Raw genomic sequence first — 20,407 nt, 5'->3', positions numbered from 1 at the left:
CTTGCTTAGGTAACTAAATACAGCACGCCTATTGTAGACAGAGCGCCCAGCGCTTCTAAAACAATTTCAGCGGTTCTTCATCCAATGCGGCGATCTGTTCGCGCAGGGCGAGGATCTGGTCGCCCCAGTAACGTGGCTGGCCGAACCAGGGGAAGCTGGGCGGGAACGCCGGGTCGTCCCAGCGTCGGGCCAGCCAGGCACTGTAGTGCAACTGGCGCAGGGCGCGCAGGGGTTCGATCAGCGCCAGCTGGCGTGGGTCGAAGTCATGGAACTCGTTGTAGCCGTCGATCAGTTCGGCCAATTGGCCCATGCGTTCTTCGCGGCTGCCGGCGAGCATCATCCACAGGTCCTGGACCGCCGGGCCCATGCGGCAGTCGTCCAGGTCGACGATATGGAACGTCTCGTCACGGTACATCAGGTTGCCGGGGTGGCAATCGCCGTGCAGGCGGATCACCTGGTGCGGGGTGCGTGCATAGATGGCTTCGACCCGCTGGAGCACGTCGCGGGCGACGGACTCGAAGGCCGGCAGCAGCTCGCGGGGAACGAAATCGCCGGCGAGCAGGGTTTCCAGCGAGGCGTGGCCGAAGTTATCCACTGCCAGTGCTTCACGGTGCTCGAACGGCCGCGCCGCGCCGACCGCGTGCAGGCGGCCGAGCAGTTGGCCAAGGCGGTAGAGCTGGTCCAGGTTGCCGGGTTCCGGCGCGTGGCCGCCCCGCCGTGGGAACAGGGTGAAGCGAAAGCCCTGGTGTTCGAACAGGCTGCGGCCGTCGTGCTGCAGCGGGGCGACGACCGGTACCTCGCACTCGGCAAGTTCGGCGCTGAAGCGGTGTTCCTCGAGGATGGCATCGTCGCTCCAGCGGCCGGGGCGGTAGAATTTGGCGATCAGCGGTTGCGCCCCTTCGATGCCCACCTGGTAGACGCGGTTCTCGTAGCTGTTGAGCGCCAGCACCCGGGCGTCGCTGAGAAAGCCCAGGCTTTCCACGGCATCCAGGACCAGGTCGGGGGTGAGGGTATCGAAGGGGTGGGACATGGAAGCTCCAGGCACGAGGGTGCGATGGACGCCATGGTAACGCAGGTTTGGAATGGGCTGGGGAGCCTTCGCGCAGGCCTCTTCGCGGGTGCGCGGCAAATGGTCGGGCTACAGCGGCACGCCCAGCAGCACGTAAGACGGGTGGAACTGCGCCCGCACCCGGCTGCCTGGGATGACCTTGGTCTGCTCCAGCCAGCGCGTCTCGGCGAACGCACAGAGCGTCTGCCCATTGCCCAGGACCAATCGCACCTCGCTGGGCCCGTTGTCATCGGCCAGCATGTCCTCGACCGTGGCCTGCAGGCAGTTGCTGCCCTCGGCGGCCGAGTCAGCCTCGCCGAGCACCTGCACCCAGCCTGCCTTCAGCAAGGCCACCACAGGCGTGCCCAGCGCCAGCTCCAGACGCTCGGTGCTGTCGCGGGTGATCAACGCTTCGATTTCCAGGCTACCGCCCAGGTCCAGGCTGACACGGTCATGCCGCCCTTCACGGCGCAGCCCGCTGACCTGTCCATGCAGCTGGTTACGCGCACTGGTACGCAGCATCAAGCGGCCGAGCAGGTCGAGGTCGCTGCTTTCTTCCGCCGCCTCGAAGACCTGTGCTTGCAGCGCCTGCAACCGTTGGTACAGACGCAGGACCCGTTCGCCCTCGGCGGACAACCGCGCCCCGCCGCCGCCCCGCCCTCCGGTGCTGCGCTCCACCAAGGGGCGGCTGGCCAGGTTGTTGAGCTCGTCGATGGCATCCCAGGCGGCCTTGTAGCTGATGCCGGCAGCCTTCGCGGCGCGTGTGATCGAGCCCTGTTCGGCGACGTGCTGCAGCAAGGCGATGCGCTGCGGGCGACGGGCGATGTGCTGGGTGAGCAGGGCGGGTAGGGACATGGTGGCGTATCGGTCGTGGTGAGGATGCAGTGACGGTGCCGCTCGCCTGCAGGCAAGTCAAGGTTATGCAACAAGCACGGTAGGCCAGCCCCCAAGGCTGCGCGACACTCAACCGTGCCCCGGCTTGGGCGTACGCGCCAGGCAATACACATCGACCCGCCGCGCCCCGGCCTTGCGCAGCAATATCGCGATGGCCTGGGCGGTTGCACCGGTGGTCAGCACGTCATCGACAATGGCCAGGTGCAGCCCATCGAGCCGCGCCCCGGGCGCCAGGCCGAAGGCCATTCGCAGGTTACGCTTTCGTGCCCTGGCACCGAGGGTTTGCTGGGCCGGTGTATCGCGGGTGCGCTGCAGCAGCGTTTCATTGCACGGGACCGCCAACTGCCTGGACAGCCATCGGGCAAGCATCGCCGCCTGGTTGAAGCCCCGCTGGCGCAGTCGACGCCGTGTCAGGGGCACGGGCAACAACTGGTCAGGTTTTGCCATGCCCTCCCCGTAGCGATGCAGCAGGGCCTGCCCCAGCAGCAAGGCCATCAGCCGGCCCAGCGGCCACTGGCTGCGGTGCTTGAAGCGGCTGACCAATGCATCGACCGGAAAGCCGAAGTGCCACGGTGCCACGACTTGCTCGAAGGCTGGCGACACGCGACTGCACTGGGCGCAGGTCAAGCCGCTCATCGGCAAGGGCAGGGCGCAACGGGTGCAGTGCTCGTCCAGCCAGGGCAGGGCCTGTTCGCAGTGCATGCACAATGGGTAAGGCTGTGCGCTGGTTTCATCGCAGAGCAAACAGGTGTGATCAATATTTGAGCACTTGTAAACCATGCGTTTTATGGGTGGTTGACAGTCCATGGTCCTTCCCTGAGTATGCGGCGTATCCGTGATGCGCTGGCGGGCTTTCCTGTCCCGGCGCCAGTCAAAGCCTAAACAAGGAAACGCCGATGAGCGCCAGCACAACTGCAACAACACGTCACGACTGGACCCTCGCCGAGGTCAAGGCTCTGTTCCAACAGCCGTTCAACGACCTGCTGTTCCAGGCGCAGACGGTGCACCGCGCGCATTTCGACCCTAACCGCGTGCAGGTTTCCACCTTGCTGTCGATCAAGACTGGCGCCTGCCCGGAAGATTGCAAATATTGTCCGCAGTCCGGCCACTACAACACCGGGCTGGAAAAGCAGAAGCTGATGGAAGTGCAGAAGGTCCTGGAAGAAGCCGCCCGCGCCAAGGCCATCGGCTCTACCCGCTTCTGCATGGGCGCTGCCTGGAAACACCCGTCGGCCAAGGACATGCCCTACGTACTGGAGATGGTCAAAGGGGTCAAGGCCATGGGCCTGGAAACCTGCATGACCCTCGGCAAGCTCGACCAGGAGCAGACCAAGGCCCTGGCAGAGGCCGGTTTGGACTACTACAACCACAACCTTGATACCTCGCCGGAGTTCTACGGCAGCATCATCACCACCCGCACCTACGGCGAACGCCTGCAGACCCTGGCCTACGTGCGCGACGCCGGGATGAAGATCTGCTCCGGCGGCATCCTCGGCATGGGCGAGTCGCTCGATGACCGCGCAGGCCTGTTGATCCAGTTGGCCAACCTGCCGGAGCATCCGGAGTCGGTGCCGATCAACATGCTGGTCAAGGTCGCCGGTACGCCGTTGGCCGACGAGGAGGATGTCGACCCGTTCGATTTCATCCGCATGCTGGCGGTGGCACGCATCCTGATGCCCAAGTCCCATGTGCGCCTCTCCGCCGGCCGCGAGCAGATGAACGAACAGATGCAGGCCCTGGCCTTCATGGCCGGTGCCAACTCGATCTTCTACGGCGAGAAACTGCTGACCACGGCCAACCCTCAGGCCGACAAGGACATGCAGCTGTTCGCCCGCCTTGGTATCCAGCCAGAAGCCCGTGAAGAGCACGCCGACGAAGTGCACCAGGCGGCCATCGAACAGGCGTTGGTCGAGCAGCGCAGCAGCGAGCTGTTCTACGACGCAGCTTCGGCCTGACCATGGCCTTCGACCTGGCGGCCCGCCTGGCCGAACGGCGCGCTGCGGACCTGTATCGGCGGCGGCCGCTACTGGAAACCCCCCAGGGGCCAGAGGTGGTGGTCGACGGCCAGGCGCTGCTGGCCTTCTGCAGCAACGACTACCTGGGGCTGGCCAACCACCCCGAGGTGGTCGCGGCCTGGCGCGCTGGCGCCGAACGCTGGGGCGTCGGTGGCGGCGCCTCCCATTTGGTGATCGGCCACAGCACCCCGCACCATGAGGTGGAAGAAGCCCTCGCCGAATTGACCGGGCGCCCGCGTGCGCTGCTGTTCTCCACGGGCTACATGGCCAACCTCGGCGCCATCACAGCGTTGGTCGGGCAGGGCGATACCGTGCTGCAGGACCGTCTCAACCATGCCTCGCTGCTCGATGGTGGCCTGCTCAGCGGTGCGCGCTTCAGTCGCTACCTGCACAACGACGCGGCCAGCCTGGCCAGCCGCCTGGCCAAGGCCACCGGCAATACCCTGGTGGTTACCGATGGCGTGTTCAGCATGGATGGCGACCTGGCCGACCTGCCGGCGTTGGCACGAGCCGCGCGCGCGCGCGATGCCTGGCTGATGGTCGATGATGCCCATGGCCTGGGCACGCTCGGTGCCAATGGCGGCGGTATCGTCGAGCACTTCGGCCTGGGCGTGGAAGACGTACCGGTATTGATCGGCACCCTTGGCAAGGCCTGCGGCACCGCAGGTGCCTTCGTGGCCGGCAGCGAAGAACTGATCGAGGCGTTGGTGCAGTTCGCCCGGCCCTACATCTATACCACCAGCCAGCCGCCGGCGCTGGCCTGCGCCACGCTCAAGAGCCTGGAGCTGCTGCGCCGCGAGCGCTGGCGTCGCGAGCACCTCGAGGCGCTGATCCGCCAGTTCCGCCGGGGCGCTGAACAGATTGGCCTGGACCTGATGGACAGCCCGACCGCGATTCAGCCGATCCTGATCGGTGACAGCGCGCGCGCCCTGCAGTTGTCACGCATGCTGCGCGAGCGGGGCCTGCTGGTCACCGCCATCCGCCCGCCGACCGTACCTGCCGGCAGCGCCCGTTTGCGCGTGACCCTCAGCGCAGCGCACAGCGAGGCCCAGGTCCAGCTATTGTTGAATGCATTGGCCGAGTGTTACCCCTTGCTGGAGTCCGCCGATGCGTAACCGATTGATCCTTCTGCCGGGCTGGGGCCTGGGCACTGCTTCGCTGGAACCGTTGGCCGCGAGCCTGCGCGCGCAGGACCCGCGCTTGCAGGTCGAACTGCGGCCATTGCCGGAGCTCGCCGATGGCGATGTCCAGGCCTGGGTCGAGCGCCTCGACCGCACGCTGCCCACCGACAGCTGGTTGGGTGGCTGGTCGTTCGGCGGCATGCTCGCCAGCGCGCTGGCGCACAAACGCGGCGACCATTGCTGCGGCCTGCTGACACTGGCCAGCAACCCCAGTTTCGTCCAGCGTCCGGATTGGGCCCATGGCATGGCGGTGGACACCTTCGGCACCTTCCTCGATGGTTGTCGCAGCCACCCCCAGGTGACCCTCAAGCGTTTTCGCACCCTGTGCAGCGAAGGCGCGCAGATGCCGCGCACCTTGTTGCGGCAATTGGGCATAGGCGTGCCCGACACCGACCCGTTGTACCTGGCCACAGGCCTCGAAGTCCTGGCCAAGCTCGATACCCGCAATGCCCTGGAGCAATACGGCGGGCCTCAGCTGCATTTGTTCGCCGGCAGCGACGCGCTGGTACCGGCAGAAGCGGCCAAGGCCCTTAGCGAACTGTTGCCGGACGTGGAAGTCGGCCTGGTCGAAGACAGTTCCCACGCCTTCCTGCTGGAATACCCACAGGAACTGGCGGCGGGCATCAAGAGTTTCCTGCATGAGAGTGGCGATGACTGACCTTTCCCGCCCGACCCTGCCCGGCACGTTGCCGGACAAGCGCCAGGTCGCGGCCTCGTTCTCCCGCGCAGCGGCCAGCTATGACAGCGTGGCGGCCTTGCAGCGTGCGGTAGGTATGTCCCTGCTCGAGCAGTTGCCGGCAGGCCTGCAACCTGCGTGCTGGCTTGACCTGGGTAGCGGCACAGGGCATTTCAGCCGAGCATTGGCCAAGCGTTTCCAGGGGAGCGCCGGCGTGGCGGTGGACATCGCCGAAGGCATGTTGCGCCACGCCCGTGAGCAGGGTGGCGCCCAGCATCATGTGGCCGGCGATGCTGAACGGTTGCCGCTGCGCGATGAAAGTGTCGACCTGGTGTTCTCCAGCCTCGCGGTGCAGTGGTGCAGCCAGTTCGCCAGCGTGCTGGGCGAGGCCTGGCGTGTGCTACGGCCAGGCGGTGTGCTGGCATTCAGCAGCCTGTGTGTTGGCACGCTCGACGAGCTGCGCGCCAGTTGGCAGGCCGTGGACGGGCTGGTGCATGTCAACCGCTTCCGGCGCTTCGAAGACTACCAGCGACTGTGCGGCGAGAGCGGCTTGCAGGTGCTTGGCCTGCAGCGGCGCCCCCATGTGCTGTATTACCCCGATGTACGCAGCCTGACCCATGAGCTCAAGGCCCTGGGCGCGCACAACCTCAACCCGGGGCGGCCATCCGGGCTGACCGGACGGGCGCGCATGCAAGGTTTGTTGCAGGCCTATGAAAGCTTCCGCCAGCCGCAGGGCCTGCCAGCCACCTATCAGGTGGTGTATGGGGTGTTGCGCAAACCGCTCGCAGGCGAGGTGTGACATGGGCCAGGCCTATTTCATTGCCGGTACCGACACCGACGTCGGCAAAACCACCATCGCCGCCGGGTTGCTGCATGCAGCACTGTCCCAGGGGCTGAGCACCTTGGGTGCCAAGCCAGTCGCCTCGGGGTGTACGGTGACGGCCAAAGGGCTGCGCAATGCCGATGCCCTGGCGCTGATCGACCAGAGCTCTGTGAAGCTGCCTTACGAGCAGGTCAACCCTTTCGCCTTCGAGCCGGCCATCGCTCCCCATGTGGCGGCCCGCGAGGCAGGCGTAAGCCTGGAGGTTTCGACGTTGCTGGCCGCCATGCGCCATGTACTGGACCAAGGCGCCGACTTCACCTTGGTCGAGGGGGCCGGGGGCTGGCGGGTGCCGTTGTCTGGTCATGCCAACCTGTCGGACCTGGCCATTGCCTTGAAGCTGCCGGTGATCCTGGTGGTGGGCGTGCGCCTGGGCTGCATCAACCATGCCCTGCTCAGTGCCGAGGCGATCGCCCGGGATGGCCTGCAGCTGGCCGGGTGGGTGGCCAATATCGTCGACCCGCGGACCTCACGGCTGGAGGAAAATCTCGCCAGCCTGGCCGAGCGCCTGCCGGCGCCCTGCCTGGGCAGGGTACCGCGGCTCAAGCAAGCGACGGCCGAGGCGGTGGCGGAGCACTTGCAACTGGATTTGCTGGACTAGCGCCACACGTTCACGCACCTCTGTAGGAGCGGACTTTGTCCTGCGGTCGGACATATAGCTCCATGGCCACACGCTATTGCATGGCATAAGGCTATTAGGGATTTAAACGGGCCTTTTCCGCCAATGGCTGCTTTAATGAGGCCTGCTCTTCATCCGATTCTTTGGAGCCCTGACATGGAAATCACCGGTAGCACTGCCTATTACGCAGGCCTTGGCGCCCTCCAGGCCGGGCAGCACCGTGTCGACCAGGCTGCCAGTCAAATCGCCAACGGCGCCGTCGAGCGTGCCGCCACCAGCCAGTCCAGCGACTATCAGGCCGAGCGCCTGCGCGCCGTCGACCGCAGCCAGCAGATGGATCTGGCCACCAGCAGCGTCGAGTCGGCCCTGGGCAAGCATCACGTCGAGCTTGGCGCCAAGATCGCCAAGGCTTCGGACGAAATGCTCGGGCGATTCATCGATACCTACGCCTGATTAACGGGGCGCGTTTCCCTGTAGGTCCGCCGCACCGTCGCACCTGCAGGGACCCGCGCGGTCATTGGGGGCGCGGGATGGTGGCATTTATGCCATGTTTCGCGGCACAAATGGCACCATAGTCCGTCCTTGACATTGGCCTGTGCTAAACGTAAGTTTCAAACAACTGTTTGACGCAAAGCCGCCAAGAGCTGGTCGGTGCCCGCGGTCTTTCCACCGGACTCATCACAGAGGTTCATCGCTATGCCTGATTACAAAGCCCCCTTGCGTGATATTCGCTTCGTTCGCGACGAACTGCTCGGCTACGAGGCGCACTATCAGAGCCTGCCGGGTTGCCAGGACGCCACGCCCGACATGGTCGATGCGATCCTCGATGAAGGCGCGAAGTTCTGTGAACAGGTACTGGCCCCGCTGAACCGCGTCGGCGACCAGGAAGGCTGCACCTGGAGCGAGTCGGGCGTTAAGACCCCGACCGGCTTCAAGGAAGCCTACAAGCAATTCGTCGACGGTGGCTGGCCGAGCCTGGCCCATGACGTCGAGCACGGCGGCCAGGGCCTGCCGGAGTCGCTGGGCCTGGCCCTGAGCGAAATGGTCGGCGAGTCGAACTGGTCGTGGGGCATGTACCCAGGCCTGTCCCATGGCGCGATGAACACCATCTCCGCCCACGGCACGCCCGAGCAGCAGCACACCTACCTGACCAAGCTGGTATCCGGCGAATGGACCGGCACCATGTGCCTGACCGAACCGCATTGCGGTACCGACCTGGGCATGCTGCGCACCAAGGCCGAGCCCCAGGCCGATGGCAGCTACAAGGTGTCTGGCACCAAGATCTTCATTTCTGCGGGCGAACACGACATGGCCGAGAACATCGTCCATATCGTCCTGGCCCGCCTGCCCGACGCCCCGGCGGGCACCAAGGGCATCTCGCTGTTCATCGTGCCGAAGTTCCTGCCCAACGCCGAAGGCGGTGTAGGTGAGCGCAACGGCGTGAGCTGCGGTTCCATCGAACACAAGATGGGCATCCACGGCAACGCCACCTGCGTGATGAACTTCGACGGTGCCACCGGCTATCTGATCGGCCCGGCCAACAAGGGCCTGAACTGCATGTTCACCTTCATGAACACCGCTCGCCTGGGTACCGCGCTGCAAGGCCTGGCTCACGCCGAAGTGGCTTTCCAGGGTGGCCTGAAGTACGCCCGTGAACGCCTGCAGATGCGCTCCCTGACTGGCCCGAAGGCGCCAGACAAGGCCGCCGACCCGATCATCGTCCACCCGGACGTGCGCCGCATGCTGCTCACGATGAAAGCCTTCGCAGAGGGTAACCGCGCGATGGTGTACTTCACCGCCAAGCAGGTGGACATCGTCAAGTACAGCCAGGATGAAGAAGCGCGCAAGAAGGCCGACGCCCTGCTGGCCTTCCTCACCCCGATCGCCAAGGCGTTCATGACCGAAGTCGGTTTCGAAGCGGCCAACCACGGCGTGCAGATCTATGGCGGCCACGGCTTCATCGCCGAGTGGGGCATGGAGCAGAACGTGCGCGACAGCCGCATTTCCATGCTGTACGAAGGCACCACTGGTATCCAGGCCCTGGACCTGCTTGGCCGCAAGGTGCTGATGACCCAAGGCGAGGCGCTCAAGGGCTTCACCAAGATCGTCCACAAGTTCTGCCAGGCCCAGGAAGGCAACGAAGCCGTCCAGGAGTTCGTCACGCCGTTGGCGGCGCTGAACAAGGAATGGGGCGAGCTGACCATGAAGATCGGCATGGCGGCGATGAAGGACCGTGAGGAAGTCGGTGCTGCTTCGGTGGATTACCTGATGTACTCCGGCTACGCCTGCCTGGCCTACTTCTGGGCCGATATTGCCCGCCTGGCTGCGGAAAAACTGGCCGCCGGTACCGATGAAGTCGCGTTCTACACCGCCAAGCTGCAGACCGCGCGCTTCTACTTCCAGCGCATCCTGCCGCGCACCCGTGCCCATGTGGCCGCGATCTTGTCCGGTGCCGACAACCTGATGGCGATGAAGGAAGAAGACTTCGGTCTGTCCTGCTAAACCGCCCGGCTGTACCAGAAACCGTCTGCCCTGACCGGCAGGCGGTTTTTTTTTGGCTGCGTTTGATGGAGTGGGGCTTAGGGGGGCGAAGATCGCGCGCCACCCACGCGGGCGTTTGCCCGACGCGCATATTCATCTATTCATGTGCGCTGCCGATGAACTAAAGGCACAATGCCATTATTGATCTGCCGGGTCGGAGATTGCCTTTTGTTTCGTCTATCCGCTGTACGCGCGAGCCACTTCCTGCCCTCGCTGTTCCTGTTGCTGGGAGGGTTGGCGGCGGCCTATGTGAAGGACCTCAATGTGTTCTTCACTTCCTTGTTCAACGTACTGCCCACCCTCGTGCTGCTGCTGGGTGGAGCCTATTGCGCGGTGTATCGAAGGCAGCGCGAGCTGTTCCTGATGGTCACGGTGTATATCGCCTATTTCCTGCTCGATACCCAGACCGATTTCTACCGCGACAACGGTAAGGTGCGTGAGGACGCGGCAGTGGTGTTCCACATGGTCTGTCTGCTGTTACCGGCGTTGTTCGGGCTGTACGGGGCCTGGCAGGAGCGCACTCACCTGGCCCAGGACCTGCTGGCGCGTTTCGCGGTGCTGTTCGCGGTGGGCAGCGTGGCGTTGGCCCTGGAGCAGCGCTACCCGGACGCCTTGCTGGGGTGGTTGGCGGAGATTCGCTGGCCTTCGCTGCATGGACAATGGATGAGCCTTGTCCAACTGGCATATCCCGTGTTCCTGGGCATGTTCATCCTCCTCGTGGTGCAGTACCTGCGCCAGCCAAGGCCGTTGCATGCGGCGCAGGTCATCGGCCTGCTGGGCATCTTCTGGATGCTGCCCAAGACCTTCATCCTGCCGTTTACCCTCAACATCATGTGCAGCCAGGTGATGCTGATGATCGCCGCAGCGGTGTCCCACGAGGCCTACCAGATGGCGTTTCGCGACGAACTGACCGGCCTGCCGGGCCGTCGGGCACTGAACGAGCGCTTGCAGCGGTTGGGGCGCAACTATGTGATCGCCATGACCGACGTGGACCACTTCAAGAAATTCAACGACACCCATGGGCATGATGTCGGTGATCAGGTGCTTCGCCTGGTCGCCAGCCGATTGGGCCGGGTGACCGGAGGAGGGCGTGCCTACCGCTACGGCGGCGAGGAGTTCGCCCTGGTATTTGCCGGCAAGACTGCCGAGGAATGTACGCCGCACCTGGAGGCCGTGCGCGAGATGATCGCCAACTATGCGATCCAGCTGCGCGACCGGAACAACCGCCCACAGGACGACTCGGCAGGGAGGCAGCGCCGCGCTGGGGCGCCGGGCAATGCGGTATCGGTGACCATCAGTATCGGCGTCGCCGAGCGCCAGGCTGCCCATCGCACGCCGGACGACGTGCTCAAGTCCGCCGACCAGGCGCTCTACAGCGCCAAGGGCGCGGGTCGCAACTGTGTCATGGTGTTTGGCGAGCATTCCAGGCGTGGTGCAGTACGCATGGCGTGACTATGTATGATTATTTGGTCGCGTGATGACCCTATGTCTCGCAAACGTTGTTCGGGTACACTCGTTTCACCTAGTGCCGCGGTCCTGCCGGATCGCCCCGACCCTTATAGCGAGAGGTTGTCATGGCTGACTATAAAGCGCCCCTGCGCGATATGCGTTTCGTTCTGAATGAAGTCTTCGAGGTGGCCAAGCTCTGGCAGCAATTGCCTGCCCTGGCCGAGGCTGTCGATGAAGAGACCGCCATGGCCGTGCTGGAGGAAGCGGGCAAGGTCACCAGCAAGACCATCGCCCCGCTGAGCCGCAGTGGCGATGAAGAGGGGTGCCATTGGGAGAACGGCGCCGTACGCACGCCGGCAGGCTTCATCGAGGCCTACAACACCTATGCCGAAGGTGGCTGGGTGGGCGTCGGGGGCGACCCGCTGTTCGGCGGCATGGGCATGCCCAAGGCGATTTCCGCTCAGGTCGAGGAGATGGTCAACGCTTCTAGCCTGGCCTTCGGCCTGTACCCGATGCTGACCGCCGGGGCGTGCCTGTCGATCAACGCCCATGCCAGCGAAGCGCTGAAGGAAAAATACCTGCCCAACATGTATGCAGGTGTGTGGGCAGGCTCCATGTGCCTGACCGAGCCCCATGCCGGCACCGACCTGGGTATCATCCGCACCAAGGCCGAGCCCCAGGCAGACGGCAGCTACAAGGTCAGCGGTACCAAGATCTTCATCACCGGCGGCGAGCACGACCTGACCGAGAACATCATCCACCTGGTGCTGGCCAAGTTGCCGGACGCACCGGCCGGCCCGAAGGGGATCTCGCTGTTCCTGGTGCCGAAGTTCCTGGTCAACGACGATGGCAGCCTGGGCGCACGTAACCCGGCCAATTGCGGGTCGATCGAACACAAGATGGGCATCCAGGCCTCGGCGACTTGCGTCATGAACTTCGACGGCGCCACCGGCTACTTGGTGGGCGAGGCGAACAAGGGCCTGGCGGCGATGTTCACCATGATGAACTACGAACGCCTGGGTGTCGGTATCCAGGGCCTGGCGTCGGCCGAGCGCTCCTACCAGAACGCTGTCGAATACGCCCGCGAGCGCTTGCAGAGTCGTGCGCCAACCGGGCCCCAGGCCAAGGACAAAGCGGCCGACCCGATCATCGTTCACCCCGATGTCCGCCGTATGTTGCTGACCATGAAGGCGTTGATCGAAGGTGGCCGCGCGTTCTCCACCTACGTTGCCATGCAGCTGGACAGCGCCAAATACAGCGAAGACGCCACGACCCGTAAGCGCAGCGAGGACTTGGTGGCATTGCTGACGCCAGTGGCCAAGGCCTTCCTCACTGATCTGGGCCTCGAGTGTGCGGTGCACGGTCAGCAGGTATTCGGCGGCCATGGCTACATCCGCGAGTGGGGTCAGGAGCAGTTGGTGCGTGATGTGCGTATCACTCAGATCTACGAAGGCACCAATGGCATCCAGGCCCTGGACTTGATGGGGCGCAAGGTGGTGGGCAATGGCGGTGAGTTCTACCGCCTGTTCTCCGACGAGATCCGCCTGTTCATCGCCAGCGCCGGCTCCGAGCTGGGCGAGTTCACCACCCCGCTCGCCACATCGCTCGAGCAACTCGACGGGCTCACCGAATGGGTGTTGGCGCGGGCCAAGGGCAACCCCAACGAAATCGGGGCGGCATCGGTGGAATACCTGCATGCCTTCGGTTACGTCGCCTACGCGTACATGTGGGCGCTGATGGCTCGCGCTGCGCTGGCAGGTAAGGGCGACGAGGCCTTCTATGCCGCCAAGCTGGGTACCGCACGCTTCTATTTCGCTCGTCTGTTGCCGCGTGTGGGCTCGCTGGTGGCCTCGGTCAAGGCGGGCAGCGAAACGCTCTACCTGCTCGACGCCGCGCAGTTCTGACCTGGTTGGTGTAAGCCCGCTCCTACAGAGCCCTGGCGGTGAAGTAGGAGCGGGCTTTTTTGTGGATGGCTTTTAACAAGAAGTTACATTCATGTGTGATTTTGTAAGCTATCTCCTACACGACGTGACGGTGTTTTTCCTCTTTCCTAAGATTGGATCCACGGTTAATCTTTCTCACAAGGACGTAGCGCAGGAAGCGCAAAGGACAGAACAGGGACACGTAGGATTCCTGCCAGGACGGTGGGGCGATAGGGATGTCGAAGGGAAACAGTCTGGGAAACCCCGCTTAGGCGGGGTTTTCTTTGTGTGCGTTTTTTCAGCCAAGCACGTCCAGGGGCGACATGCCGGGCTGACGTATGTCGGCCTCCTCTTCCAGCAATGTGCGCAGCAACTCCACCGAGGCCTGCTGGCGTTGGGCATCGCGAAATACCAAGCCTACCTTCAGTGGTACCCGCGGTTCGCTCAAGGGCTTCCACAGCAATGTCTGGTCGTCTTCTCCTACATCCTTGGCCCGCCCAGGCAAGATGGTCGCCAACGCGGTGTGCGCCAGGCTGTCGAGAATCCCTGCCATGTTGTTCATCTCTGCCTCCACCTGCGGCCTGCGCCCCAGGTTGGCCAACTGGGTCTGCCAGATCTGGCGCATCTGGAACTCCTCGCCGAGCATCAGCATGGGCAATTCCGCAGCCTGGCGTACCGAGACCTTCTTGAAATCCTTCAGGGGGTGGGTATTGGGGATGACCAACTGGAGTTCGTCTTCATACAGCAACAGGCCATGCAAGCCAGGTTGGCGGGGTGGCAGGTAGCTGATACCGATGTCCAGGCTGCCGTTGAGTAGGCGCCGCTCGATTTCCATCCCCGAGAGTTCATAGATCTGCACCACCAGGTGCGGCTGAGCTTTGCGCACACGTTCGAGCAATTGCGGCACCAGGCTGGGCCGCAGGGTGCGCATGACGCCGATGGCCAGGGTACGCAGGGCTTGGCCCTTGAAGTTGCGCATGGCCTCGTGGGCGCGCTGCAGGCCATCGAGCAACGGCAAGGCATGGTTGTACAGGGTGTGGGCGGCCAGGGTGGGCAACAGGCGCTTGTTGCTGCGCTCGAACAGGTTCAGGTCGAGGCTGTGCTCGAGGTGGCGGATCTGCTGGGAGAGTGCGGGTTGAGACAGCGACAGGCGTTCGGCGGCCCGGCCCACATGGCCTTCTTCATACACCGCGACGAAATAACGCAACTGACGAAAATCCATAAGTTCCACTTATCGAAAAAGCTGGAAAAACCAAATGGCCGCGAACCCGCGACAAGCCTAGTCTATCGCTGTATTCCGGCGGTTCACAGCAACCTTTGCAGCTATTGTTACCCGTTCGGAAAAAGACTTTTGATAGGCCAGGCAAAATAAATCTTCCTCATAAGCCTTGGCTGCCTTCTACCGTGCATGGCTGGAGCCCCGATGAACCTGTTCAACCTGCGCCGATCGACCCCTGTGGTCGCCGAGCCCAAGCGCGCGCTCGTGAGCGAGCCGCTGGCAGCGCCCCTGTCTCGCGAGCGGCTGATGCCAAGCGCAGAGCGGGCACCGCAGGTGTTCGTACGTGGGCAGGGCTCCTGGTTGTGGGATGACCAGGGGCACGCCTATCTGGATTTCACCCAGGGTTGCGCGGTCAACAGCCTGGGCCACAGCCCCAGCGTGCTGGTCAAGGCCCTGGCCAACCAAGCGCAGGCGCTGGTCAACCCCGGGGCGGGTTTTCATAGTCGCGGCCTGCTGACGCTCGTCGACCAGCTGTGCCAGAGCACGGGCAGCGACCAGGCCTACTTGCTCAACAGTGGTGCCGAGGCCTGCGAGGGCGCAATCAAGCTGGCGCGCAAGTGGGGCCAACTGCATCGCAATGGCGCCTATCACATCATCACCGCCAGCCAGGCGTGCCACGGGCGTAGCCTGGGCGCCCTGTCGGCCTCCGACCCGCTGCCATGCAATCGCTGCGAGCCCGGCCTGCCGGGCTTTAGCAAGGTCCCATTCAATGACCTGGCGGCCCTGCATGCAGCCGTGGACTCGCGCACCGTGGCGATCATGCTCGAGCCGATTCAGGGCGAGGCCGGTGTGATCCCTGCCACGGTCGAGTACCTCAAGGGTGTCGAGCAGCTGTGCCGCGAGCTGGGGATCCTGTTGATCCTCGACGAGGTCCAGACTGGCATCGGTCGTTGTGGTGCCTTGCTCGCCGAACAGACGTACGGCGTACGCGCCGACATCATCACCCTGGGTAAAGGCTTGGGGGGCGGCGTGCCGCTGGCGGCCCTGCTGGCCCGTGGCACAGCGTGTTGCGCCGAGCCTGGCGAGCTGGAGGGCAGCCATCATGGCAACGCCTTGATGAGCGCCGCAGGCCTGGCAGTACTCAAGACCGTGCTGGAGCCTGGTTTCTTCGAGCACGTGCAGGATAGTGGCCGCCACCTGCGAGAAGGGCTCAGCCGGCTGGCCGGTCGGTACGGCCAGGGCGAGGTGCGTGGCCAAGGGCTGCTCTGGGCCTTGCAGCTGCGCGACGAACTGGCCAGGGAACTGGTCGAGGCCGCGCTGCATGAGGGTTTGCTGCTCAACGCGCCGCAGGTGGACGTGGTGCGATTCTCTCCGGCACTGACCGTGAGCAAGGGCAATATCGACGAGATGCTCCTGCGCCTGGCCCGGGCCTTCGCCCGCCTGCATGTCCAGCAACACAGCCGCCGCGAGGTATCGGCCTGAATGGCCGCCGCGACGTAACGAATTTCAACGAACCGTCTCGCGTTCCTGCGCATCGCCCTTGGCCTGCAGTTTTTGGCCCGGGGCGTTTTTTTTGCCCGGTGGATGGGCACAACGCAGTCCGCCGCTGTCCATGGAGGAACCTTGGAGGAATGCAGCTAGTCTCTTGTTAAACCTAACAAGGAGAGCATTGCATGGACTTCATTCGCATCATCATCGCCATCATTCTTCCGCCACTGGGCGTGTTCCTTCAGGTGGGCTTCGGCGGTGCGTTCTGGCTGAACATCCTGCTGACGTTGCTCGGTTACATTCCAGGCATCGTGCATGCGGTCTATATCATCGCCAAGCGGTGATATCGCTGGGGCCGCCATGCGGCCCCAGGACGCTACCTGCCTAATACCCGGCAATAGAACTTCCATTCTTCTTCCAGTGCATGGGCCAGGTGCCTTGCCTGGCGAAACCCATGCCGCTCACCGGCATAGAAATGCCCCTCGGCCTCGACGCCGTTGGCCTTGAGCGCGTCGAGCATGGCGCGGGTCTGCTCTGGCACCACCACGGCATCCAGCTCGCCCTGGAAGAAGATCACCGGCGCCTTGATCCGCCCGGCATGCAGCAAGGGTGTGCGTTGCCGGTAGCGCTCGATGTCACGTTCAGGGTCGCCGATCAGCCAGTCCAAGTAGTCGCCTTCGAACTTGTGCGTGGCGCGCCCCAGGGCGACCGGGTCGCTGACGCCGTAGAGGCTGGCGCCAGCGCGGAACACGTCATGAAAGGCCAGGGCGCACAAGGTGGTATAGCCGCCGGCACTGCCACCGCGGATGAACGCCTTGTGCGGGTCGACCAGGCCCAGCCCGGCCAGGTGATCGACCGCGGCGCAGGCGTCCTGCACGTCGAGTTCGCCCCAGCGCAGGTGCAAGGCGTGGCGGTAGGCACGGCCATAGCCGCTGCTGCCGCGGTAGTTGAGGTCGGCTACGGCGAAGCCACGCTGGGTCCAGTACTGGATGCGTGGGTCGAAGACGGGGTAGCAGGCCGAGGTCGGGCCGCCGTGGATGAACACCACCAGCGGAGATGGCCCTTCCTGGCCTCTGGCCGGGTAGTAGAAACCATGGGCCTCGCCCTCGCCGCTGGGGTAGCGAATCGGGCGCGGGCGGCTGACCCGGGCGGCGGGGAGCGGCAGGCCACCGCCAGCCAATACCCGGGCATGCCCGGTCTGCCGGTCGAAGGCGATGACCGCCGGTGGATTCAGTGGCGAGGCGGCGATGGCATAGACGTGCCGCTCATCCAGGGCCAGGCTGCGAAAACGCGTGTAGTCGCTGCCCAAGCGCTGGGCCGGCTGGCCCCCGCTGCGCAACCCCAGCAGTCCGAAACCGTCCTCGAACCAACTGGCAAGGTACGCGTCTGGCCCGAGCGCCAGCCAGGTGCTTGCGCCCAGCTGCCAAGGCGCGGCGGCATGATCCGCAGCGATAGCCGGCAAGGGCTGCCAGGCACCGTCGACCTCACCCCAGGGTTGCCAATAGCCGTTGCGGTCGGACAGGCAGTACAGCCGGCCCTGGGTATCGAAGCGCGGCTGCTGCAAAGACGCCTGCTGGCCAGCATCGCCTGCGACACAACGGGCTGGGCCCCAGCCACCTTGGCGGTCGCGCTCCCGGCACATCAGACGGGTAGCGGTCCAAGGCTGCTCGGGGCGATCCCATTCGACCCAGGCCAGGCGCCGGCCATCGTCACTGAGCGTAGGCGAGGCATAGAAATCCGCGCCTTCGGCCAATACCTTCCGGGCCTCGGCGCTGATCGCGACCAGCCGGTGCTGCACCTGGCTGGCATGGGCCTCCTCCACCGCGAATACCCAACCCTCATGCCACAGCACATCGCCATAGCGGCATTGCGTAGCTTGGGTCAGCGGACGTGGCGCCGAGCCGTCGAGGGCTTGGGTATACAGCTGCTGGTCGCTTTCATTGACGAACACCACCCCGTCGCCGCCAAGGCAGAAGCTGCCACCGCCATATTCATAGACCCGGCTGCGCGCACTGAAACCGTCGGGCGTCAGGCAATGGGCCTGTTCGTTACGCCAGTGCCAGAGGCGGCAGGCACCATCGGCGGGGCGGAACTCGTTCCAGAACAGGCCGGCGGCGCCGACCTTGAGTTCGGCGAAGTCGGTGCCGGCAGCCACGGCCTGGGCAGCACTGAAATCAGCCTCGGGCAATGACATGGGAGTTGCGCTCATTGCGGAAGGTCATCTCTTCGATGGTCTGCTGGGCGGTCTCGGCTTCTTCACGGGCCTTGAGGATGAGGCCGTGGTCGGCCGACTTGGCGCACACCGGGTCGGCATTGCTGGCATCGCCGGTGAGCATGAATGCCTGGCAGCGGCAGCCGCCGAAGTCCTTTTCCTTTTCGTCGCACGAGCGGCATGGCTCGGGCATCCAGTCGTAGCCGCGGAAGCGGTTGAAGCCGAAGGAGTCGTACCAGATATGCCGCAGGTCATGCTCCCGTACATTGGGAAACTGCACCGGCAACTGGCGTGCGCCATGGCAGGGCAGGGCGGTACCGTCGGGGGTGATGGTGAGGAACAGGCTGCCCCAGCCGTTCATGCAGGCCTTGGGGCGCTCCTCGTAGTAATCCGGTGTGACGAAGATCAGCTTACAGGGGTTGCCGGCCGCCTTGAGCTTCTCGCGGTATTCGTTGGTGATGCGCTCGGCCCGTTCCAACTGTGCGCGGGTAGGCAGCAACCCCAGGCGATTGAGGTGCGCCCAGCCATAGAACTGGCAGGTGGCAAGCTCGACGAAATCGGCTTCCAGGGCGATGCACAGCTCGATGATGCGGTCGATCCTGTCGATGTTGTGCCGATGGGTGACGAAGTTCAGCACCATCGGGTAGCCGTGGGCCTTTACCGCCCGGGCCATCTCAAGCTTCTGGGCGAAGGCTTTCTTCGAGCCGGCCAGCAGGTTGTTCACCTGCTCGTCGCTGGCCTGGAAGCTGATCTGGATATGGTCCAGGCCAGCCTGCTTGAATGCGGCAATCTTCTGCTCGGTCAGGCCGATGCCCGAGGTGATCAGGTTGGTGTAGTAGCCAAGGCGCCGCGCCTCGCCGATCAGCTCGACCAGGTCCTGGCGCACCAGCGGCTCACCGCCCGAAAAGCCCAGCTGGGCCGCGCCCAGCTCGCGGGCCTGGGCCATCACGCTGAACCACTGCTCGGTGGAAAGCTCCTGGCCCTGGGCGGCGAAGTCCAGCGGGTTGGAACAATATGGGCACTGCAGCGGGCAGCGATAGGTCAGCTCGGCCAGCAACCACAGCGGCAAGCCAACCTCGGGCTTGGCCGGCACGTCAGGCGAGGACGATCCAGTGTTCGGCACGGGCCACCTCCATGAACTGCTCGATATCGTCAGCCACTTCCGGGATACCGGGGAACTGGCGCTCCAGTTCGGCGATGATCGCTGCCACGTCACGCTGCCCATCGATCAACGCACCGATCAGGCCCGCGCTTTCATTGAGCTTGATCATGCCCTCGGGGTAGAGCAGTACATGGCCCTTCTGCGCCGGCTCATACTGGAAACGATAGCCCGGGCGCCAGTTCGGCACCTGTCGACGGTCGAAACTCATAGGGCGATCCCCTTGTGCCAGGCCCGCTCGTTGGTAACGGTGTGGTAGGGCGGGCGGTTCAATTCATAGGCCATGCTCATGGCATCGAGCATGGTCCACAGGATATCCAGCTTGAACTGCAGGATCTCCAGCATACGCTCCTGGCCCTGGCGGGTGGTGTAGTGCTGCAAGGTGATCGCCAGGCCGTGTTCGACATCACGCCGGGCCTGGCCCAGGCGGGTGCGGAAGTATTCATAGCCGGCCGGGTCGATCCAGGGGTAGTGCTGGGGCCAGCTGTCCAGGCGCGACTGGTGGATCTGTGGGGCGAACAGCTCGGTCAGCGAGCTGCTGGCGGCTTCCTGCCAGCTGGCGCGGCGGGCGAAGTTGACGTAGGCGTCCACGGCAAAGCGTACGCCTGGCAGTACCAGTTCCTGGGAGCGCAACTGCTCCGGATCCAGGCCCACGGCCTGGCCCAGGCGTAGCCAGGCCTCGATGCCGCCATCTTCGCCCGGGGCGCCGTCGTGGTCGAGCAGGCGCTGAATCCACTCGCGACGCACTTCGCGGTCCGGGCAGTTGGCCAGGATCGCCGCATCCTTCATCGGGATGTTGACCTGGTAGTAGAAGCGATTGGCCACCCAACCCTGGATCTGCTCGCGGGTGGCGCGGCCTTCGTACATCGCTACGTGGTACGGGTGGTGGATATGGTAATAGGCGCCCTTGGCGCGCAGGGCCTGCTCGAACTCGGCAGGGGACATCGGCAGTGCGTCGCTCATTCGGCGGACTCCTGTTATGGCGAGGTCTTTGTAGGAGCGGGCTTGCCCCGCGATCAAGGGCGAAGCCCTTGCCATGTTCCGGCGTTCTGCCGGGGCGGCCCTGTCGCGGCACAAGGCCGCTCCTACAAGGGGCGAGCAGCC

The 20,407-nt window shown here is 64.4% G+C and carries 19 protein-coding genes; 11 read left to right on the top strand and 8 right to left on the bottom strand.

Annotated features, from left to right (window positions below; all coding sequences use genetic code 11):
* Positions 1-55: 55 nt before the first annotated feature.
* From ACNFCI_RS16785 to ACNFCI_RS16775, 3 genes are all read right to left on the bottom strand, one after another.
* Entirely contained in the window at positions 56-1,030 is a 975-nt protein-coding gene (locus ACNFCI_RS16785; protein WP_084856262.1) for a serine/threonine protein kinase, read from the bottom strand.
* A gap of 108 nt (positions 1,031-1,138) precedes the next feature.
* The gene (locus ACNFCI_RS16780) at positions 1,139-1,903 is read right to left on the bottom strand and encodes a TOBE domain-containing protein (protein WP_084856259.1); all 765 of its coding nucleotides are present in this window, start codon (positions 1,901-1,903) and stop codon (positions 1,139-1,141) included.
* 108 nt (positions 1,904-2,011) lie between these two features.
* The gene (locus ACNFCI_RS16775; RefSeq protein ID WP_416768076.1) at positions 2,012-2,749 is read right to left on the bottom strand and encodes a double zinc ribbon domain-containing protein; all 738 of its coding nucleotides are present in this window, start codon (positions 2,747-2,749) and stop codon (positions 2,012-2,014) included.
* An 89-nt stretch (positions 2,750-2,838) separates the two neighbouring features.
* On the opposite strand from ACNFCI_RS16775, the gene bioB reads away from it, so the two are divergent.
* From bioB to ACNFCI_RS16730, 9 genes are all read left to right on the top strand, one after another.
* Complete coding sequence (gene bioB / locus ACNFCI_RS16770; RefSeq protein WP_224457690.1) at positions 2,839-3,897, top strand: biotin synthase BioB; 1,059 nt, start codon at positions 2,839-2,841, stop codon at positions 3,895-3,897.
* Between the two features lie 2 nt (positions 3,898-3,899).
* Positions 3,900-5,072 carry an 8-amino-7-oxononanoate synthase gene (gene bioF, locus ACNFCI_RS16765; RefSeq protein WP_416768075.1) on the top strand — a complete coding sequence of 391 codons (1,173 nt, stop codon included), beginning with the start codon at positions 3,900-3,902 and terminating at the stop codon, positions 5,070-5,072.
* Entirely contained in the window at positions 5,065-5,796 is a 732-nt protein-coding gene (locus ACNFCI_RS16760) for an alpha/beta fold hydrolase (RefSeq protein ID WP_084856252.1), read from the top strand. The genes bioF and ACNFCI_RS16760 overlap by 8 nt, the downstream gene beginning before the upstream one ends.
* A complete protein-coding gene (gene bioC, locus ACNFCI_RS16755) occupies positions 5,789-6,613 on the top strand; it encodes a malonyl-ACP O-methyltransferase BioC (RefSeq protein ID WP_368829616.1) in 825 nt (274 codons plus the stop codon). Before ACNFCI_RS16760 ends, bioC begins: the two co-directional genes overlap by 8 nt.
* A gap of 1 nt (position 6,614) precedes the next feature.
* The gene (gene bioD, locus ACNFCI_RS16750; RefSeq protein WP_324812426.1) at positions 6,615-7,295 is read left to right on the top strand and encodes a dethiobiotin synthase; all 681 of its coding nucleotides are present in this window, start codon (positions 6,615-6,617) and stop codon (positions 7,293-7,295) included.
* Between the two features lie 174 nt (positions 7,296-7,469).
* Complete coding sequence (locus ACNFCI_RS16745; protein WP_084856247.1) at positions 7,470-7,766, top strand: pyrroloquinoline quinone biosynthesis protein PqqE; 297 nt, start codon at positions 7,470-7,472, stop codon at positions 7,764-7,766.
* A 243-nt stretch (positions 7,767-8,009) separates the two neighbouring features.
* A complete protein-coding gene (locus tag ACNFCI_RS16740; protein ID WP_416768074.1) occupies positions 8,010-9,815 on the top strand; it encodes a phenylacyl-CoA dehydrogenase in 1,806 nt (601 codons plus the stop codon).
* Positions 9,816-10,022: 207 nt separating this feature from the next.
* Positions 10,023-11,306 carry a GGDEF domain-containing protein gene (locus ACNFCI_RS16735; RefSeq protein WP_084856243.1) on the top strand — a complete coding sequence of 428 codons (1,284 nt, stop codon included), beginning with the start codon at positions 10,023-10,025 and terminating at the stop codon, positions 11,304-11,306.
* A gap of 122 nt (positions 11,307-11,428) precedes the next feature.
* Complete coding sequence (locus ACNFCI_RS16730; protein ID WP_416768073.1) at positions 11,429-13,207, top strand: acyl-CoA dehydrogenase C-terminal domain-containing protein; 1,779 nt, start codon at positions 11,429-11,431, stop codon at positions 13,205-13,207.
* Between the two features lie 316 nt (positions 13,208-13,523).
* Here the strand turns inward: ACNFCI_RS16730 and ACNFCI_RS16725 are convergent, their stop codons facing one another.
* Entirely contained in the window at positions 13,524-14,447 is a 924-nt protein-coding gene (locus ACNFCI_RS16725; RefSeq protein ID WP_416768072.1) for a LysR family transcriptional regulator, read from the bottom strand.
* A 201-nt stretch (positions 14,448-14,648) separates the two neighbouring features.
* Here ACNFCI_RS16725 and ACNFCI_RS16720 point away from each other — a divergent pair, with 201 nt between their 5' ends.
* Positions 14,649-15,926: an aspartate aminotransferase family protein gene (locus ACNFCI_RS16720; protein WP_368829615.1), complete on the top strand. Its 1,278-nt coding sequence runs from the start codon at positions 14,649-14,651 to the stop codon at positions 15,924-15,926.
* Positions 15,927-16,117: 191 nt separating this feature from the next.
* Positions 16,118-16,276, top strand: a complete 159-nt coding sequence (locus tag ACNFCI_RS16715; RefSeq protein WP_009681539.1) for a YqaE/Pmp3 family membrane protein — start codon at positions 16,118-16,120, stop codon at positions 16,274-16,276.
* 32 nt (positions 16,277-16,308) lie between these two features.
* Here ACNFCI_RS16715 and ACNFCI_RS16710 read toward each other — a convergent pair whose 3' ends face one another.
* From ACNFCI_RS16710 to pqqC, 4 genes are read right to left on the bottom strand one after another with little or no spacing between them, the layout of a single operon-like run.
* Complete coding sequence (locus ACNFCI_RS16710) at positions 16,309-18,141, bottom strand: prolyl oligopeptidase family serine peptidase (protein ID WP_416768071.1); 1,833 nt, start codon at positions 18,139-18,141, stop codon at positions 16,309-16,311.
* Positions 18,107-19,267, bottom strand: coding sequence for a pyrroloquinoline quinone biosynthesis protein PqqE (gene pqqE, locus ACNFCI_RS16705; RefSeq protein WP_416768070.1), 1,161 nt, complete (start codon positions 19,265-19,267; stop codon positions 18,107-18,109). Before pqqE ends, ACNFCI_RS16710 begins: the two co-directional genes overlap by 35 nt.
* On the bottom strand, positions 19,239-19,514 hold the full coding sequence (gene pqqD / locus ACNFCI_RS16700) for a pyrroloquinoline quinone biosynthesis peptide chaperone PqqD (RefSeq protein WP_084856229.1): 276 nt from the start codon (positions 19,512-19,514) through the stop codon (positions 19,239-19,241). The genes pqqE and pqqD overlap by 29 nt, the downstream gene beginning before the upstream one ends.
* The gene (gene pqqC, locus ACNFCI_RS16695) at positions 19,511-20,266 is read right to left on the bottom strand and encodes a pyrroloquinoline-quinone synthase PqqC (protein WP_084856227.1); all 756 of its coding nucleotides are present in this window, start codon (positions 20,264-20,266) and stop codon (positions 19,511-19,513) included. The genes pqqD and pqqC overlap by 4 nt, the downstream gene beginning before the upstream one ends.
* Positions 20,267-20,407: the final 141 nt, after the last annotated feature.

The organism is Pseudomonas sp. NY15356 (genome assembly GCF_048068175.1).
Lineage (GTDB): Bacteria > Pseudomonadota > Gammaproteobacteria > Pseudomonadales > Pseudomonadaceae > Aquipseudomonas > Aquipseudomonas putida_K.
Note: the sequence above shows the minus strand (reverse complement) of the source record. Positions and strands in the feature narration are given on the sequence as shown.

What these genes read in the sequence shown, in the direction of transcription:
- pqqC (WP_084856227.1), bottom strand. Translation starts at nt 20,266, where the DNA reads ATGAGCGACGCACTGCCGATGTCCCCTGCCGAGTTCGAGCAGGCCCTG.
- bioD (WP_324812426.1), top strand. Translation starts at nt 6,615, where the DNA reads ATGGGCCAGGCCTATTTCATTGCCGGTACCGACACCGACGTCGGCAAA.
- ACNFCI_RS16730 (WP_416768073.1), top strand. Translation starts at nt 11,429, where the DNA reads ATGGCTGACTATAAAGCGCCCCTGCGCGATATGCGTTTCGTTCTGAAT.
- ACNFCI_RS16775 (WP_416768076.1), bottom strand. Translation starts at nt 2,749, where the DNA reads ATGGACTGTCAACCACCCATAAAACGCATGGTTTACAAGTGCTCAAAT.
- bioB (WP_224457690.1), top strand. Translation starts at nt 2,839, where the DNA reads ATGAGCGCCAGCACAACTGCAACAACACGTCACGACTGGACCCTCGCC.
- ACNFCI_RS16760 (WP_084856252.1), top strand. Translation starts at nt 5,065, where the DNA reads ATGCGTAACCGATTGATCCTTCTGCCGGGCTGGGGCCTGGGCACTGCT.
- ACNFCI_RS16740 (WP_416768074.1), top strand. Translation starts at nt 8,010, where the DNA reads ATGCCTGATTACAAAGCCCCCTTGCGTGATATTCGCTTCGTTCGCGAC.
- bioC (WP_368829616.1), top strand. Translation starts at nt 5,789, where the DNA reads ATGACTGACCTTTCCCGCCCGACCCTGCCCGGCACGTTGCCGGACAAG.
- bioF (WP_416768075.1), top strand. Translation starts at nt 3,900, where the DNA reads ATGGCCTTCGACCTGGCGGCCCGCCTGGCCGAACGGCGCGCTGCGGAC.
- pqqD (WP_084856229.1), bottom strand. Translation starts at nt 19,514, where the DNA reads ATGAGTTTCGACCGTCGACAGGTGCCGAACTGGCGCCCGGGCTATCGT.
- ACNFCI_RS16785 (WP_084856262.1), bottom strand. Translation starts at nt 1,030, where the DNA reads ATGTCCCACCCCTTCGATACCCTCACCCCCGACCTGGTCCTGGATGCC.
- ACNFCI_RS16780 (WP_084856259.1), bottom strand. Translation starts at nt 1,903, where the DNA reads ATGTCCCTACCCGCCCTGCTCACCCAGCACATCGCCCGTCGCCCGCAG.
- ACNFCI_RS16725 (WP_416768072.1), bottom strand. Translation starts at nt 14,447, where the DNA reads ATGGATTTTCGTCAGTTGCGTTATTTCGTCGCGGTGTATGAAGAAGGC.
- ACNFCI_RS16745 (WP_084856247.1), top strand. Translation starts at nt 7,470, where the DNA reads ATGGAAATCACCGGTAGCACTGCCTATTACGCAGGCCTTGGCGCCCTC.
- ACNFCI_RS16715 (WP_009681539.1), top strand. Translation starts at nt 16,118, where the DNA reads ATGGACTTCATTCGCATCATCATCGCCATCATTCTTCCGCCACTGGGC.
- ACNFCI_RS16710 (WP_416768071.1), bottom strand. Translation starts at nt 18,141, where the DNA reads ATGAGCGCAACTCCCATGTCATTGCCCGAGGCTGATTTCAGTGCTGCC.
- ACNFCI_RS16720 (WP_368829615.1), top strand. Translation starts at nt 14,649, where the DNA reads ATGAACCTGTTCAACCTGCGCCGATCGACCCCTGTGGTCGCCGAGCCC.